The sequence below is a fragment of the Amycolatopsis sp. NPDC114478 genome, assembly GCF_055633805.1.
Map to the genome: position 1 here is coordinate 38,117 of NZ_JBVKDO010000027.1, position 15,202 is coordinate 53,318.

Below are 15,202 nucleotides of genomic sequence, written 5' to 3' on the forward strand. Positions count from 1 at the left end.
ATACCTCTCAGGCGCCGAGCTCGTTGTCGATGAGGGCGAACAGCTCATCCGTGGTCGCGGTCTCCAGCACGTCGGTGGCCTTCGCGCCGGACAGGGTCTTGTGCAGGGTGGTGACCATCGCCTGCAGCCGGGCGACGATCCGGGACCGGTCGATCTCGGCCGCGTCCAAAGCAGCCGCGACGGCTTCCAGCCGGTCCAGCTCGACCTCCAGCGGGACTGCGGCCTCGCCGCCGCCCAGCTGGGTCCACAGGTGCTCGGCGAGCGCCTGCGGGTTGACGTGGTCGAACGCGACGGTCGCCGGCAGCTTCAGGCCGGTGGCCCCGCCGAGCCGGTTGCGCAGGTCGACCGCGGTGACGGAGTCGAAGCCCAGCTCCTTGAACGCCCGCGCGGGTTCGACCGCCGAGCCGCCGTCGTAGCCGGCGACCACGGCGACCTCGCCGCGCACCAGCTCCAGCAGCGTCCGCTTCTGTTCGGCGGGCGTGAGCGAGGCCAGCTTCGCCTTGAGGTCGCCGTTGTCGGCCGGGGTTTCGGTCTTGTCCTCGGCGACCTCGGGCAGCGCGCGCAGCAGCGGCCGCGGGCGGGCGAGCTGGTACACCGGGGCGAACGCGGCCCAGTCGATGTCGGCGATGACCAAGTGGGTCTCGTCGTGGTCGAGTGCCTGGCCCAGTGCTTGGACGGCGAGTTCCGGCGCCATCTCGGCCAGGCCCATCCGGCGCAGCAGGTCGCTCGCTTCGGCGTTGACCATGCCCCCGCCGCCCCACGATCCCCAGGCGATCGCGGTCGCCGTGCGGCCCGCGGCGCGACGGCGGCGGGCAAGCGCGTCGAGGTAGGCATTGCCCGCGGCGTACGCGGGCTGGCCGGAGGTGCCCCACGCCGCGGCCCCGGAGGACATCAGCACGAAGGCGTCCAACTCGGTGTCGCCGAGCAGCTCGTCGAGCAGCGCGGCGCCGGTGACCTTGGCCCGGGTGGCCGCGGCGAACTCGGCGGGCGTGACGTCGGTCAGCGGCGATTCGGCGGTGAGCACGCCGGCCGCGTGCACCACCGCGGTCGGCGGGTGCTCGGCCAGCAGGGCTTCGAGCTGCTGCTTGTCGGAAACGTCGCAGGCCACGACCGTGACGCCCAGCTCGTCGACCAGCTCCCGCGCACCCGCGGCGTCGAGGCCGCGACGGCTGGTGAGCACGATCTTTTCCGCGCCGCGGCCGGCGAGCCAGCGGGCGACGTGCGCGCCGACCGCGCCGGTCCCGCCGGTGACCAGGACGGTTCCGCGTGGCTTCCACTCGTCCGCGGTGCCGGTCAGCGGGGCGTGGACCATGCGCCGGGCGAACACCCCGGACGGCCGGATCGCAACCTGGTCTTCACCGTCCACACCGGACACGATGGCGCCCAGGCGGGCGGCGTCGGCGGGGCCGTCGACATCGACCAGGCCGCCCCACGTGGCGGGCTGGTCGAGCGCGGCGACCGTGCCGAGGCCCCACACCGCCGCGGCGGCCGGGTCGGCGTCGGAGAAGGCGTCCACCGCGACCGCGCCGCGGGTGACGACCCACACCGGAGCGTCGCTGTCACGCAGGACTTGCAGCAGGGCGATGGTGGCGGCAACCGCGGTGCTGAGCGCGGGATGCTCCGGGTGTTCGCGGGTGTCGAAGGCCAGCAGCGACAGCACGCCGTCGAGCGGCCGCAACGCCGTCGCTTCGGTGAGCGCCTCGGCCAGTTCCCCGTGCTCGGCGATCACCCGGACGACATCGCCCTGCTCGGCGAGTGCGTCGGCCAGTTCGGCCGCCTCGGGGACGTCAGCCGGGACGACGACCAGCCAGGTGCCGATCAGCCCGCCGGTGGCGGTCACCGGCGCCCAGGACACGCGGTAGCGCCAGGCCTCCACTGTGGACAGCTCGGTGCGGCGGCCGTGCCACGCGGCCAGGGCCGGGACGACCTCGGCCAGCGGGGCGGCTTCGACGCCCAGCCTGGTGGCCAGCGCGTCGACGTCGCCGCTCGTGACGTCCTGCCAGAAGTCCTGATCGGTCTGGAGGACGGGTGCCGGAGTGGCTTCCTCTTCGAGCCAGAAACGCTTGTGCTGGAAAGGATAGGTCGGCAGGTCGGCGATCCGGCCGCCGGGCACCAGCGACGCCCAGTCCGCCGCGCCGCCGCGGACCGAGTGCTCGGCCAGCGACGTCGCGAACCGGGTCATGCCACCTTCGTCGCGGCGCAGGGTGCCGGTGACGGACCCGCTGTGCCCGCCCTCGTCCAGGGTCTCCTGGATGCTCATCGCGAGCACCGGGTGCGGGCTGACCTCGACGAACCGGGTGTAGCCCGCCTCGGCGAGCTGCGCGACGACCGGCGCGAACCGGACCGTCGTGCGCAGGTTCGTGAACCAGTACCGCGCGTCCATGGTGGCGCCGGGTTCCTCGGTCACCGTGGACGTCATCGCCACGCTGCCGACGCCGGGGGTGATCGGGCCGAGGTCGGCCAGCAGGCGGTCGGCGAGGTGCTCGACGTGCGCGGAGTGCGAGGCGTAGTCCACCGGGACGCGCTTGGCGCGGAAGCCCTCGGCGACGAGCTGGTCGCGCAGCTGGTCGAGGGCATCGCCGTCGCCCGACAGCACGGCCGAGGTGGCGCCGTTGTCGGCGGCCAGGGAGATCCGGCCGTCCCAGGCGTCGAGACGGGTCAGCAGCTCGGCGGCGGGCAGGCCGGCGGCGAGCATGCCCCCGCCGCGGCCGCCGAGGACGTCCCCGATCGCCTTGCTGCGCAACGCGACCACGCGAGCACCGTCCTGAAGGGACAGTGCACCGGACACGCTCGCCGCGGCGATCTCGCCCTGCGAGTGGCCGATCACCATGTCCGGCTCGACGCCGTGCGCGCGCCACAGCGCGGCCAGCGAGACCATCACCGCCCACAGCATCGGCTGCACGACGTCGACGCGGTCGGCGGGCGGCGTGCCCGGCTCGCCGTGCAGCACGTCGAGCACCGACCAGCCGGTGAACTCGTGCAGCGCGGCGTCGCACTCGGCCATCCGGGCGGCGAACGCCGGCGACTGCGTCAGCAGCTCGGTCGCCATGCCGGTCCACTGGGAGCCCTGACCGGGGAAGACGAACACGGTCTTGCCGCGCACGTCGGCGGTCCCGGTGACGACGTCGGGACGCGAACCGCCCGCAGCCAGCGTCTCCAAGGCCTGCTTGGCGTCCGTCGACAGCACCACCGCGCGGTGGTCGAGCTGCGCGCGACCGGTGGCGAGGGTGTGCGCGACGTCGACGAGGTTGCCGTCCACATGGGACGCGAGCTGCCCGGCGGCCTCGGCGAGCGCGGCCGGGGTCTTGGCCGACAGCACCAGCGGGTGCACCGCGGGCAGCGGCGGCTCGACGGCGTCGCTCTCGGGTGCCTGCTCCAGGATGACGTGCGCGTTGGTGCCGCTGACGCCGAACGACGACACGGCGGCGCGACGCGGCCGGCCGACCTCGGGCCAGTCGCGCGGCTCGGTGAGCAGCTCGACCGCGCCCGCCGTCCAGTCGACGTGCGTCGAGGGCGTGCCGACGTGCAGGGTCCGCGGCGCCTTGCCGTGGCGCAGCGCCTGCACCATCTTGATCACGCCGGCGACACCGGCCGCGGCCTGCGGGTGGCCCATGTTGGACTTGATCGAGCCGAGCAGCAGCGGCTCGCCGGTGGTGCGCTGCCCGTAGGTCTCCATCAGCGACTGCGCCTCGATCGGGTCGCCGAGCGCGGTGCCGGTGCCGTGCGCCTCGACGAGGTCCACATCGGACCGCGACAGCCCGGCGTCGGCCAGCGCGGCCTCGATCACGCGGACCTGCGAGGGCCCGTTCGGGGCCGAGAAGCCGTTGCTGGCGCCGTCCTGGTTGATCGCGGAACCGCGCAGCAGCGCGAGAACGCGGTGTCCGTTGCGGCGCGCGTCGGAAAGCTTCTCCAGCACGAGGACGCCGACGCCCTCGGCCCACGACGTCCCGTCGGCGTCGTCCGAAAAGGACTTGCTGCGGCCGTCGGCGGAGAGGCCGCGCCGGCCGCTGAAGTCGACGAACATCTCGGGGGTGCCCATGACGGCGACGCCGCTGGCGAGCGCGAGGGAGCAGTCGCCGTCGCGCAGGCCCTGGGCGGCCATGTGCAGCGCGACCAGTGACGACGAGCACGCGGTGTCGACCGAAACCGACGGGCCTTCGAGGCCGAGCGTGTAGGAGACCTGGCCGGAGACGAGACTGCCGTCGGGGCTGCCACCGCTGTAGTCGTGGTACATGACGCCGGCGTAGACCCCGGTCGGGCTGCCCTTGAGCGAGTGCGGGTCGAGCCCGGCGCGTTCGAAGGCCTCCCAGGAGGCTTCGAGCAGGATCCGCTGCTGCGGGTCGGCCCGGCGGGCGTCCCGCGGGCTGATGCCGAAGAACTCGGCGTCGAAACCCGGGGCGTCGTAGAGGAAACCGCCGTGCCGCGTGTAGGTCTTGCCCGGCCGGTCGGGGGTGGGGTCGTAGATGCCCTCGAGGTCCCACCCGCGGTCGGCGGGGAACTCCCCGATGACGTCCCGCCCCTGGTCGACCAGGTCCCACAGGTCGTCCGGCGTCCGGACGCCCCCGGGGTAGCGGCAGCTCATGCCGATGATGGCGATGGGTTCGGTGTGCCGGCCCTCCAGCTCCTGCACCCGGCGACGCGCCGCCTGCAAGTCCGCCGTCGCGCGCTTCAGGTAGTCGCGGAGCTTGTCCTCGTTGCTCATGAGATCCCCAGTTCCTCGTCGAGCACGGCGAAGAGCTCGTCGTCGGTGGCTTCGTCCAGGTCGGCGGACTCGGTGGTGGTCGTGTTCGCCTCGGTCCACTTGCGCAGCAGCGCGTCCAGGCGGGCCGTGACCTTCGCCGTCGAGCCGTTCAGCGAACCCGCTCCCGTCAGGAGCGCCTCCAGGCGGTCGATCTCGGCCAGCAGGGAGTCCGCCGCGCCGCGGGCCGGGCCCAGCAGGGCGTGCAGCCGCTTGGCCAGCGCCGTCGGCGTCGGGTGGTCGAACACGATCGTCGCCGTCAGCTTCAGGCCGGTCAGGGCGCCCAGCTGGTTGCGCAGCTCCACCGACGTCAAGGAGTCGAAGCCCATCTCTTGGAACGCGCGGCCGGGCTCGACGAACCCAAGGCCCAGCACGGCCTTGACCTGCCCGGACACGACCTCCAGCAAGTACGCCTCGCGCTCGGACTCCGGCAGCGCGGCCAGGCGCGCCGCGACGGCGCCGTCGGTCTTCGCGGCCGTGCGGCGGGGTGCTTGCCGGACCATCCCGCGCAGGACCGGCGGGAGCGAGTCCGCGCGGGACCGCAGCGCCGCGAGGTCCAGCTTCACCGGCGCGAGGACGGCGTCGTCGGCGACGAGGCACGCGTCGAACAGCGCGAGGGCGTCGGCCGTCGCCAGCGGCGGGGTGCCGAGGCGGCGCAGGCGGCGGAAGTCGGCTTCGGTCAGCTCGCCGGCCATACCGCCGTCGTCGGCCCACGCGCCCCAGTCCAGCGACGTCGCCGGGAGCCCGTGCGCGTGGCGGTGGCGGGCGAGTTCGTCGAGGAACGCGTTGGCCGCGGCGTACCCGGCCTGCCCGGCGGCCAGCACGGAGCTCGCGGCCGAGGAGAACAGGACGAACGCGTCGAGGCCCTCGGTCAGCTCGTGCAGGTGCCAGGCGCCGTCGACCTTCGGGGCGAAGACGCGGTCGAGTTCGTCGTCGGTCAGGTTCTCGACGCGGCCGGTGGACGGGACGCCCGCCGCGTGCACCACCGCGGTCAGCGGAACGCCCGTGACCAGCTTGGCCACCGATGCCCGGTCGGTGACGTCGCAGCTCGCGATGGTGACCTCGGCGCCCAGCCGCGTCAGCTCGTCGCGCAGGTCGGCCGCTCCCGGGGCGTCCGCACCGCGGCGGCTGGTCAGCAGCAGGTGCCGGACGCCGTGGTTCGTCACCAGGTGCTTCGCGACGACGGCGCCGAGGCCGCCCGTGCCGCCGGTGATCAGGACCGTGCCACCCGCGTTCCAGCCCAGCTCGCCGGACGGCGTCGCCGCGACCAGCCGGGGGACGTAGGCCGTCCCCTCGCGGACAGCCACCTCCGGCTCGCCGGTCGCCAGCGCGGTTTCGACGTCCTCGCCATCGATAAGCACGAATCGGCCCGGGTTCTCGGCTTCAGCCGCGCGGACCAGGCCCCACACCGTCGCGAGTGCCGGGTCGACGTCTTCACCGTTCACCGACACCGCGCCGCGCGTGACGACGGCCAGTCGGTCCTTCGAGTCCTGGATGGCGGTCAGCACCTGGCGGGCGGCCGCGCGGGCCCGCTCCGGGACCGAACCGTCCGGAGTGGACACCTCCAGGACGCGCGCGGCGGTCGCGGTGCCCGCGGGAACCGCTTCCCAGGCGGTGCGGAACAGCGCGTTCGGAGTCAGCTTGTCGAGCGAGATCGCCCGTGCGGCCAGGGAATCGACCGTCAGCACCGGGAGCCCGGTCGAGTCGGCGATCCGCAGCGCGATGGTCTCCGGGCCGGTCGGCGACACGTGGACCCGGACCGCGCCGGTTCCGGCGGCGTGCCAGGTCGTGCCGCTGAACGCGAACGGCAGCATCGGTTTCGCGTCGCCGTCGTCGGACGCGGGGCCGAGCAGCTGGGCGTGCATCGCGGCGTCGAACAGCGCCGGGTGCAGGCCGTAGTCGCGAGCGTCCTCGGAGACCTCGACCTCGGCGTAGACGTCCTCACCGCGCCGCCACATCGCGCGCAGGCCCTGGAACGCCGGGCCGTAGTGGTAACCCAGGTCCGCGAGCCGCGCGTACGGGTCGTCCAGGGGGATCTCGGTGGCTCCGGCGGGCGGCCATTCGGTGAGGTCGAACGCCGGCGCGGCCGCTTCGGCCGTGATGAACCCTTCGGCGTGCCGGGTCCACGCGTCGTCGCCGTCGGGTCGCGAGTGGACAGTCAGCCGCCGTCGGCCGGCCTCCTCGGCTTCCAAAGTGACCTGGAGTGCCGCTCCGGTGGCCAGGGCGAGCGGGGCGTGCAGGGTCAGCTCGTCGAGCCCGGCGTAGCCGACCTCGTCGGCGGCGGCACGGGCCAGCTCGACGAACGCCGTGCCGGGCAACAGGATCGTGCCGAGGACGACATGGTCGGCGACCCACGGCACGGTGTCCGCGGACAGCCGGCCGGTCAGCACCACGGTGTCGGTCTCCGGTACCCGGACGACCGCGCTGAGCATCGGGTGGGCGGCGGCCTGCTGGCCGTGGTCGCCGGCGTCGCCGGTCGCGGTGGTGGCGGGCAGCCAGTAGCGGGTGCGGCGGAAGGCGTAGGTCGGCACCTCGACGCGTCGGGCACCGGGGTAGAACCCTTGCCAGTCCACGGGAATCCCGCGGGCGTGCAGGGCGGCGACCGCCGTGACGACGGCCTGGGCTTCGTCGCGGTCCGGGCGGACGACCGGAATGAAAGCGAGCGTGTCGTCGTCCAGGGCGGTGCTCGCGGCGGCGGTCAGGACCGGCGCCGGGCCGATCTCGACGAACGTCCGGACGCCGTCCTCGGCGAGGGCGCGGACGCCGTCGTCGAACCGGACGGTCGCGCGGACCTGCTCCACCCAGTACTCCGGGGAAGTCAGGTCGGCGTCGGGCGAAACCGTGCTGGTGATCGGGATTTCCGGCTTGCCGTAGGTGAGTTTCGCCGCGACGGCCGCGAACTCGGCCAGCATCGGCTCCATCAGCGGCGAGTGGAAGGCGTGCGAGACGCGCAGCTTCTTGGCGCGCTCGAAGTGCGCGGCGACGGCGTCGACCGCTTCCTCGGCACCCGAGACGACCAGCGAGGCCGGGCCGTTGATCGCGGCGATGCTCACGCCGTCGGTCAGCAGCGGGGTCACCTCGGCCTCGGCCGCCGGGAGCGCGACCATCGCCCCGCCCGCGGGCAGGGCCTGCATGAGCCGGGCGCGGGCGGCGACGAGCGTGCAGGCGTCGTCGAGCGAGAGGACGCCGGCGACGTGCGCCGCGGCCAGCTCGCCGATCGAGTGGCCCAGCAGGTGGTCGGGCTGCAGGCCCCACGACTCGAGGAGCCGGTACAGCGCGACCTCGAACGCGAACAGCGCGGGCTGCGTGGAACCGGTCTGCGCCAAGGCATCGGCGTCGTCCAGGACGGCGCGGTCGAGGCCGAGCCGGGTGCACGCGGCGTCGAGGGCCTCGGCGAACACCGGGTACTTCGCCAGCTCGCGGCCCATGCCGGCGCGCTGGGCGCCCTGGCCGGTGAAGAGGAAGGCCGTCCGGCCGGTGCCGCGGCGGTCGCGGACGACGTTCGGCGCGTCTTCGTCGTTCGCCAGCGCGGTCAGGCCGGCGCGCAGTTCGTCGGGTCCGGTGCCGACGACGACGGCCCGGTAGTCGAGCGCCGAGCGGGTCGTGGCCAGCGAGAACCCGATGTCGGTCGGGCTTCCGCCGTGGTCCAGGAGCTGCTGCGCCTGCGCGGCAACGGCGTCGGCGGAGTCCGCCGAAACCGGCCACGCGACCACGGGAACCTCGGTGGCGGGCTCTTCTTCCGCCGGTTCGGCCTGTTCGATGATGACGTGGGCGTTGGTGCCGCTGATGCCGAACGAGGACACCGCGCCGCGGCGGGGCCGGTCGGCGGCGGGCCAGTCGCGGGCCTCGGTGAGCAGCTCGACGGCGCCGGCCGACCAGTCGACGTGCGGCGACGGCTTGTCGACGTGCAGAGTCTCCGGCAGCACGCCGTGCCGGATGGCCTGCACGACCTTGATCACGCCGCCGACCCCGGCCGCGGCCTGGGTGTGCCCGATGTTGGACTTGAGCGAGCCGAGCCACAGCGGCTCCTCGCGGCTTTGCCCGTAGGTCGCGAGCAGGGCCTGCGCCTCGATCGGGTCGCCGAGCTTCGTGCCGGTGCCGTGGCCTTCGACGAGGTCGACGTCCGTTGTGGACAGTCCGGCGGTGGCGAGGGCCTGGCGGATGACGCGTTGCTGCGCGGGTCCATTGGGGACGGTCAGGCCGCTGGAGGCACCGTCGGAGTTGACCGCGCTGCCGCGCACGACGGCGAGGACGTCGTGGCCGAGACGCTGGGCGTCGGACAGGCGCTCGACGACGAGGACACCGACGCCTTCGCCCCAGCCCGTGCCGTCGGCACCGGCGGCGAAGGCCTTGCAGCGGCCGTCGTCGGACAGGCCGCGCTGCTCGGTGAAGTAGACGAAGGTCTCGGGCGTGGCCATGACGGTGACGCCGCCGACGAGGGCCAGCGAGCAGTCGCCGCGGCGCAGCGCCTGCGCGGCCCAGTGCAGGGCGACGAGGGAGGACGAGCACGCGGTGTCGACGCTGACGGCCGGGCCTTCCAGCCCGAGCGCGTAGGCGACCCGGCCGGAGACGACGCTGCCGGCGGCCGCGTGGCCGAGGTAGTCGTGGTACATCACGCCGGCGAAGACACCGGTGCTGCTGCCCCGCAGGGTTTCGGGCACGATGCCGGCGCGCTCGAGGGCGGTCCAGGACGTCTGCAGCAGCAGCCGCTGCTGGGCGTCCATGGTGAGCGCCTCGCGGGGCGAGATGCCGAAGAACTCGGGGTCGAACTCGGCGGCGTCGTGCAGGAAGCCGCCTTCGCGGGTGTTGGTGGTGCCGGGCTTCTCCCCCGCCGGGTCGTAAAGGCGGTCGAGCGGCCAGCCGCGGTCGGTGGGGAACGCGCCGATGGCGTCGGTCCCGGTGCGGACGAGCTCCCAGAGGTCATCGGGGCTCTCGACGCCCCCGGGATACCGGCAGTCCATGCCGACGATCGCGATGGGCTCGGTATCGCGCCGCCGGACCTCGTGCAGGGCACCTTTGGCCTCGCGCAGATCGGCGGTGGCGCGCTTCAGGTAGTCGAGCAGTTTCCGCTCGTTTTCGGCGCTCACGCCATTACCCCCGTTCCGGCGCGAGGCCGGGAAATGGCAGGAAAAACGGTACTCACGTAATCGACCACCTAACCGCGAATGGGGTGGAAGGTGCCACGCCGAAAACGCTACCGAGGGAGTTCGGGCCGCCCCACCCCTAACGGCCCCACAATCAGCGGCCCGGCCCCGGCGCACACAGGCTCGTGAGTGAGAAACAGTGTTCTGACCCTGTTTCTCACTCACGACCAGCCACGGCAGTCTGCTTAGACGCGGGTCAGCTCCGCCGCCACCGCGCGCGGCGCCGGCAGGGCCGCGATCTCGTCCCGCAGCGCCTCTGCCGCCCCCCGCAACGAACCCAGCTCGGCTACCGCCGAGGCCGGACCCACCCACCCTGCCCCCACCGCGGCGATGCGCGCGGTGATCGGCGTCTCCGTCAGGGACAGCTGCGGCAGTCCGTACGCCGCCGCCGCCATCGCAAGCTCGGCGTCGCCGTCGTGGATCAGCGCCGTGCACGTTGGCAGGACCGCCGCCGGCGGGGCCGCGTCGACCAGGCGCACGTTCGGCGGCATCGTCACCCCCGCTGGGATGCTCGCCGGGTCCGTCGCCCACACGACCTCGGCGTCCAGGCCCGCGACCGCGTCGAACACCGGCCCGGCCGGTGTCGCGTCCGTCAGCGACAGCAGCACCCGGCTCCGCCTGGCCTTGCGGCGCAACCAGCCCGGCACCTCGACCGGCCCGAAGTACGGCACGTGCCGGATCGGGCGGGCGTCGGCGACCGGATCCCGCAGCGACGGCGGCACCGTGTCGAAACCCGGACCGGACTCGTCCAGCGGGCCCCGCAGCCGGACCGCCTCGGCCCCCGCCGGAACCGCCGCGTCGGAGACCACCACCGCCGGCCGCCACAGTTCGGCGAACTCCGCCGGCTCGAAGCCGGCCGCCACGCAGCCGGTCGTCAGGATCTCGGCGACGAACGACGGCTCGCCCGCGATCTTCACGTCGTGGCCCGCGGTCCGCAGCGCCCACGCCAGCGGGACCAGGTTGTGCAGCCGCGCGGTCGACGACGGGGCGGCCAGGAGTACGCGCATGGGATCCACTCCAGAAAAGGAAACCGGGCCGGCCCGGTGCGGATAGTCGAATTCGACACTATCCACGCCGGCCCGGCCCGCGAACCCCTACTGTGCCGTTAGTTACCAATCCGACTACAGCCACGGCCGATGACTTGCGCTGCAACGGTTGCGTACCGCTCGGCGGTCGGCCTACTTCCGGTCGGATTGGTAACAGTCACTGCCCCGGCAATGTCACCGCTTCGATCGGGCTCTTGCGCATCGCCAGCCGCGCGGATAGCGAAGTCACCGGCCAGATGATCAGGAACACCGCGAGCACCACGCCGAGGAACACCCAGATCGGCCCCGACGGGATGATCTGGCCCGTGCTGATCGCCATCGGCAGCACCGTGAACAACGAAATCACGACGCCGAGCACGAGCCCGGCCACCGCCACGATGCCGCCCTCGATGAACAGCATCCGGCGGACCTGCCCGCGGTCCGCGCCCGCGAGCCGCTGCGCGCCGAACTCCCGGCGCCGCGCCAGGACGGCGACGGCGAGGGTGTTCACCGCCGCGATCGCCGCGTACGCGATCGCCAGCACCGCCAGCAGGTAGTTGATCATCGCCTCGACGTCCGCGCCGGCCTGGAAGCTCTCCAGCAGCGCGTCGTCACCGCCGACCGCGATGCCCGGCCAGTCCTTCAGCCGGTCGGTCAAGGCGGAGACGACGTCGCTGCCGTCGGCCGCCTTCACCAGCACCTGCGTCGCCATCCCGCTCGTGGTGTGCGCGGCGAGCAGGTCCACCGGCAGGACCATGCTCGCGTAGCTCGACGGGCTGTCGAGCAACGCGACGACCGTGACCTGCGCCTGCGCCCCGTCGCCGAGCCGCATGGTGATCTTGTCGCCGACCTTGAGCCCGAGGTCGTCGGCGACGGACGCCGGCAGCGCGACCGACTCACCGGTGAGGTTCTTCAGCGACCCCTGGGTGACTTCGGTGGCGAGCACCGTGCCGCCCTGGTCCTCGGCGGCGACGCCGAGCAGGCGCAGCGGGTCGCTGCCGTTGCCGTCGTAGGGCTGCTCGATCCAGCCGGAGCTCGTCACCAGCGGCGACGCGGTCGCGACGCCCGGCGTGCTCCGGATCTGCGCCAGTGCCTCCGGCGCGATACCGCCGGCCGCGGTGCTGACCACGGCGTCGGCCTTCAGCTGGTCGGCGTAGGCGGCGACCTGCGCCTTCTGCGCCGTCGTCTCCGAGTACACGTTGCCGAGCGCGACCGCCGTGGCCAGCGTGATCGGCGTGAGCACCGCGGCGAAAGCCACCGCCCGCGCCCGCGAGTTGATCACCGCGAGCGTGGCGTCCCGGCCCGCGACCCGGCGGACGAACGGGCCGAAGCGGTCCGCCACGTACGCCATGATCTCCGGGCCCAGCAGCGCCACCGCGATGGCGCCGGTGAGCACCGCCGGGCCGCCGATCGCGCTGGCGGTGTCGGCGGGCATGAACAGCGTGGTGCCGGCGAGCAGCACCGTCGCGACCCCGAAGACCACGGCTCCCATGCGCCGCAACGGGTTCACCTTGGCGTTCGGGATCGACGCCTCGGCCAGCGCCTGGATCGGCCGGGCCCGCGACGCGGCCAGCGCCGCGAACCACGCGGCGGCGTAGACGATCACGAGCGTCGCGACGATCCCCGCGCCGAACGCGATGATGTCCTGCCGGAACACCAGTTCGTCGGGCACGATGCCGATCGACACGCTGGTGGCGAAGATCCGGTTGCCGAGCAGGCTGCCCGCGACCACCCCGCACAACGCGGCGACCGCGCCGACGGCCATGGTCTCGGCGACCACCATCCGGTGCACCTGCTTCGGCGTCGCCCCGGTGGCCCGCAGCAGCGCGAGCTCCTGCTGGCGCTGGCGCACGGTGAGGCTGATCGTCGCGGAAACGACCAGCGCCATGACCACCAGCACCATGCCGCCGAACACCGCGGCCAGCAGGATCAGCGGGAGCCGGCTGCCGTCGACGCCGAGGAACTCCGCCGAACCGCGGTCGTCGCCGGTCAGCACGCTGACGCCCGGCACCTGCTCCGCGACGCGCGCGGCGAGCTCACCCGCGTCGACGCCCTCGGCCGGGAACACCCCGGCAAGGTCGGCACGGCCCTGGTGCGCGGAGAACTGCTGCGCGTCCGGAGCGGAGAAGAAGAACGCCGGCGCCTTCACGGTCTGGCCCGGTTCCGCGACGCCCGCGACGGTGAAGGTCAGCTTCCGGCCGTCGACCGCGAGGTCGACGGGCGAGCCGGCCTTGAGCCCGGCCGCTTCCGCCGTCGCCGAGTCGACGACGACCTGGCCCGGGGCCTGCGGCTGGGTACCGTCCCGAAGGACGTACCCGCCGAGCGCGGCCGAGTCCCAGCCGTGTCCGGAAAGGACGGACGTGCCCTCGGGGGCGCCGTCCTTCAGCAGCACGGCCGGGAACGAGACGTCCGGGACGACGCGCTGGACGCCTGGCACCGCACCGATCTTGACGAGCTGGTCCGCGGCGAGCCCGGCGCGCTCGGCGTAGGGCACCGCCTCGGACTCTTCGTCCGGCAGCTTGAACGCCGACGAACCGCCGACCACGACCGGCGTCGCGGCGAGCCGCTGCGGCTGGGCCTGCAGCACGATCGCCGTCTCGAACAGCCCGGCGCACGCGATGAGCAGGCCGCAGCCGATCAGGATCGCGACGAAGGACGCCAGCGACGCGGCCGCGCGGTAGCGCAGGCTCGCCAGCGCCAGGTTGAGCACCACCCGCCGCGAACTCACCGCTGCCCCCGTGCCTGCTTGGCCCGCGCGCCCAGCTGCGCCAGGGTCGACGCGACGGCCTCGACGCTGGGCGTCGCCATCTGCGTGACGATCTGGCCGTCGACCAGGAAGAGCACGTTGTCCGCGAAGGACGCGGCGACCGGGTCGTGGGTGACCATGACGATGGTCTGGCCCGCGCTGACCAGCTCGCGCATCAGGTTCAGCACCTCGAGCGCGGTGTTCGTGTCGAGCGCGCCGGTCGGCTCGTCGGCGAAGACCACCGAAGGGCGGCCGGCCAGCGCGCGGGCGATCGCGACGCGCTGCTGCTGGCCGCCGGACAGCTCGCCCGGGCGGTGCTTGACGCGCTGGGTCAGCCCGACGCGCGCGATCACCTCGTCGACCCACTTGCGGTCCGGCTCGCGGCCGGCCAGCAGGGTCGGCAAGGTGACGTTCTGCTCGACGTTCAGCGCCGGCATCAGGTTGAAGGACTGGAAGATGAACGCGACGTGCTGACGGCGGAGCTCGGTCAGCTTCGTCTCGCTCTTGCCCTTCAGGTCGGTCCCCACCAGCGTCACGCGGCCCGAGCTCGGCCTGTCGAGGCCCGCCGCGCAGTGCAGCAGGGTGCTCTTGCCGGACCCCGACGGGCCCATCACCGCGGTGAACGTGCCGGCCGGGAAGCTGACGGTGACCCCGGCGAGCGCTTCGACCGCGCTTTCGCCGGAGCCGTAGGTCTTGTGCACCGAGTCCAGCTGGACCGGCGACTCGACGGAAGTCATCGTGGGCACGTCGTTCACTCCGATCCTTCCCGGGCGCGCCGCGCCGGGTCGAGGTACCACCACGCGGCCAGGACGATCCCGCCGCCGACGATCGTCCACAGCCAGAACGGCGCCTTGAACGACATGCTGATCAGGCTCATGAGCAGCCAGATCACGAACTGGACCCCGCTGACGACCGCCCACACGACCGTGATGACGCGGCGGGCGAGACCGCCTGAGAACCGGCTTCTTTCGGTGCTTTCGGGCATCCATCTCCCCCTGTCGACGTCCGGCCGCACGGTCGGATTAATCGTGTAAGCCTTACACAGTTTAGCGCAAGGCCGCCGAACGGGGAAGCGGGCCCCGACTAGGGGGCGACGCGCATGCGGCGGTCCCAGTCCCGGATCCCCCACACGCCGACCGCCAGGACGCCGCCGCCGAGCACCACCCAGACCAGCCACAACGGGTCCCACTGGCCGCCGATCAGCCCGATGAGCAGCCAGACGACGAAGTTGGTGACGCTGACGAACGCCCACAGCGCCCCCGCGATCCGCGGGGCCGCTTCGAGCGCCGGCGGCGCGACCGACCCCGTCTCGCCCGCGACGGCGGCCCGCAGCGCGGCCTGGGTGGTGGCCAGCCGGACGCGGGCGAGCCGCCGGGCGGCCTCCCCGCCGTCGTAGCCGCCGGTCGACCGGCCGTGTTCGATCTCGGTGGCCGCCAGCTTCCGGTCCAGCTCGGTGACCCGGCCCAGCCCGAACCGGCTGCTCTCGCTCACAAGCACTCGCCCCCAGCTCCGATTAGTGTAAGACTTGCACAGTTTACTGAAACGGACC

The 15,202-nt window shown here is 73.3% G+C and carries 5 protein-coding genes and 3 pseudogenes; all 8 read right to left on the bottom strand.

The window, feature by feature from the left end; translation table 11 throughout:
- Nucleotides 1-7 precede the first annotated feature (7 nt).
- A pseudogene (locus ACZ7OH_RS44640) lies at nucleotides 8-5,070 on the bottom strand (type I polyketide synthase); the annotation flags it as partial.
- 384 nt (nucleotides 5,071-5,454) lie between these two features.
- A pseudogene (locus ACZ7OH_RS44645) lies at nucleotides 5,455-6,300 on the bottom strand (beta-ketoacyl reductase); the annotation flags it as partial.
- Between the two features lie 21 nt (nucleotides 6,301-6,321).
- A pseudogene (locus ACZ7OH_RS44650) lies at nucleotides 6,322-9,801 on the bottom strand (type I polyketide synthase); the annotation flags it as partial.
- Nucleotides 9,802-10,067: 266 nt separating this feature from the next.
- Nucleotides 10,068-10,889 (bottom strand): nucleotide disphospho-sugar-binding domain-containing protein, encoded by an 822-nt coding sequence (locus ACZ7OH_RS44655; RefSeq protein ID WP_470286466.1) that lies wholly within the window; start codon nucleotides 10,887-10,889, stop codon nucleotides 10,068-10,070.
- A 196-nt stretch (nucleotides 10,890-11,085) separates the two neighbouring features.
- Complete coding sequence (locus ACZ7OH_RS44660) at nucleotides 11,086-13,635, bottom strand: ABC transporter permease (protein WP_470286467.1); 2,550 nt, start codon at nucleotides 13,633-13,635, stop codon at nucleotides 11,086-11,088.
- Nucleotides 13,632-14,390, bottom strand: a complete 759-nt coding sequence (locus tag ACZ7OH_RS44665; RefSeq protein ID WP_470286468.1) for an ABC transporter ATP-binding protein — start codon at nucleotides 14,388-14,390, stop codon at nucleotides 13,632-13,634. Before ACZ7OH_RS44665 ends, ACZ7OH_RS44660 begins: the two co-directional genes overlap by 4 nt.
- A gap of 14 nt (nucleotides 14,391-14,404) precedes the next feature.
- Nucleotides 14,405-14,638: a hypothetical protein gene (locus ACZ7OH_RS44670; protein WP_470286469.1), complete on the bottom strand. Its 234-nt coding sequence runs from the start codon at nucleotides 14,636-14,638 to the stop codon at nucleotides 14,405-14,407.
- Nucleotides 14,639-14,736: 98 nt separating this feature from the next.
- Nucleotides 14,737-15,144, bottom strand: a complete 408-nt coding sequence (locus tag ACZ7OH_RS44675) for a hypothetical protein (protein ID WP_400902572.1) — start codon at nucleotides 15,142-15,144, stop codon at nucleotides 14,737-14,739.
- Between the last annotated feature and the right edge of the window lie 58 nt (nucleotides 15,145-15,202).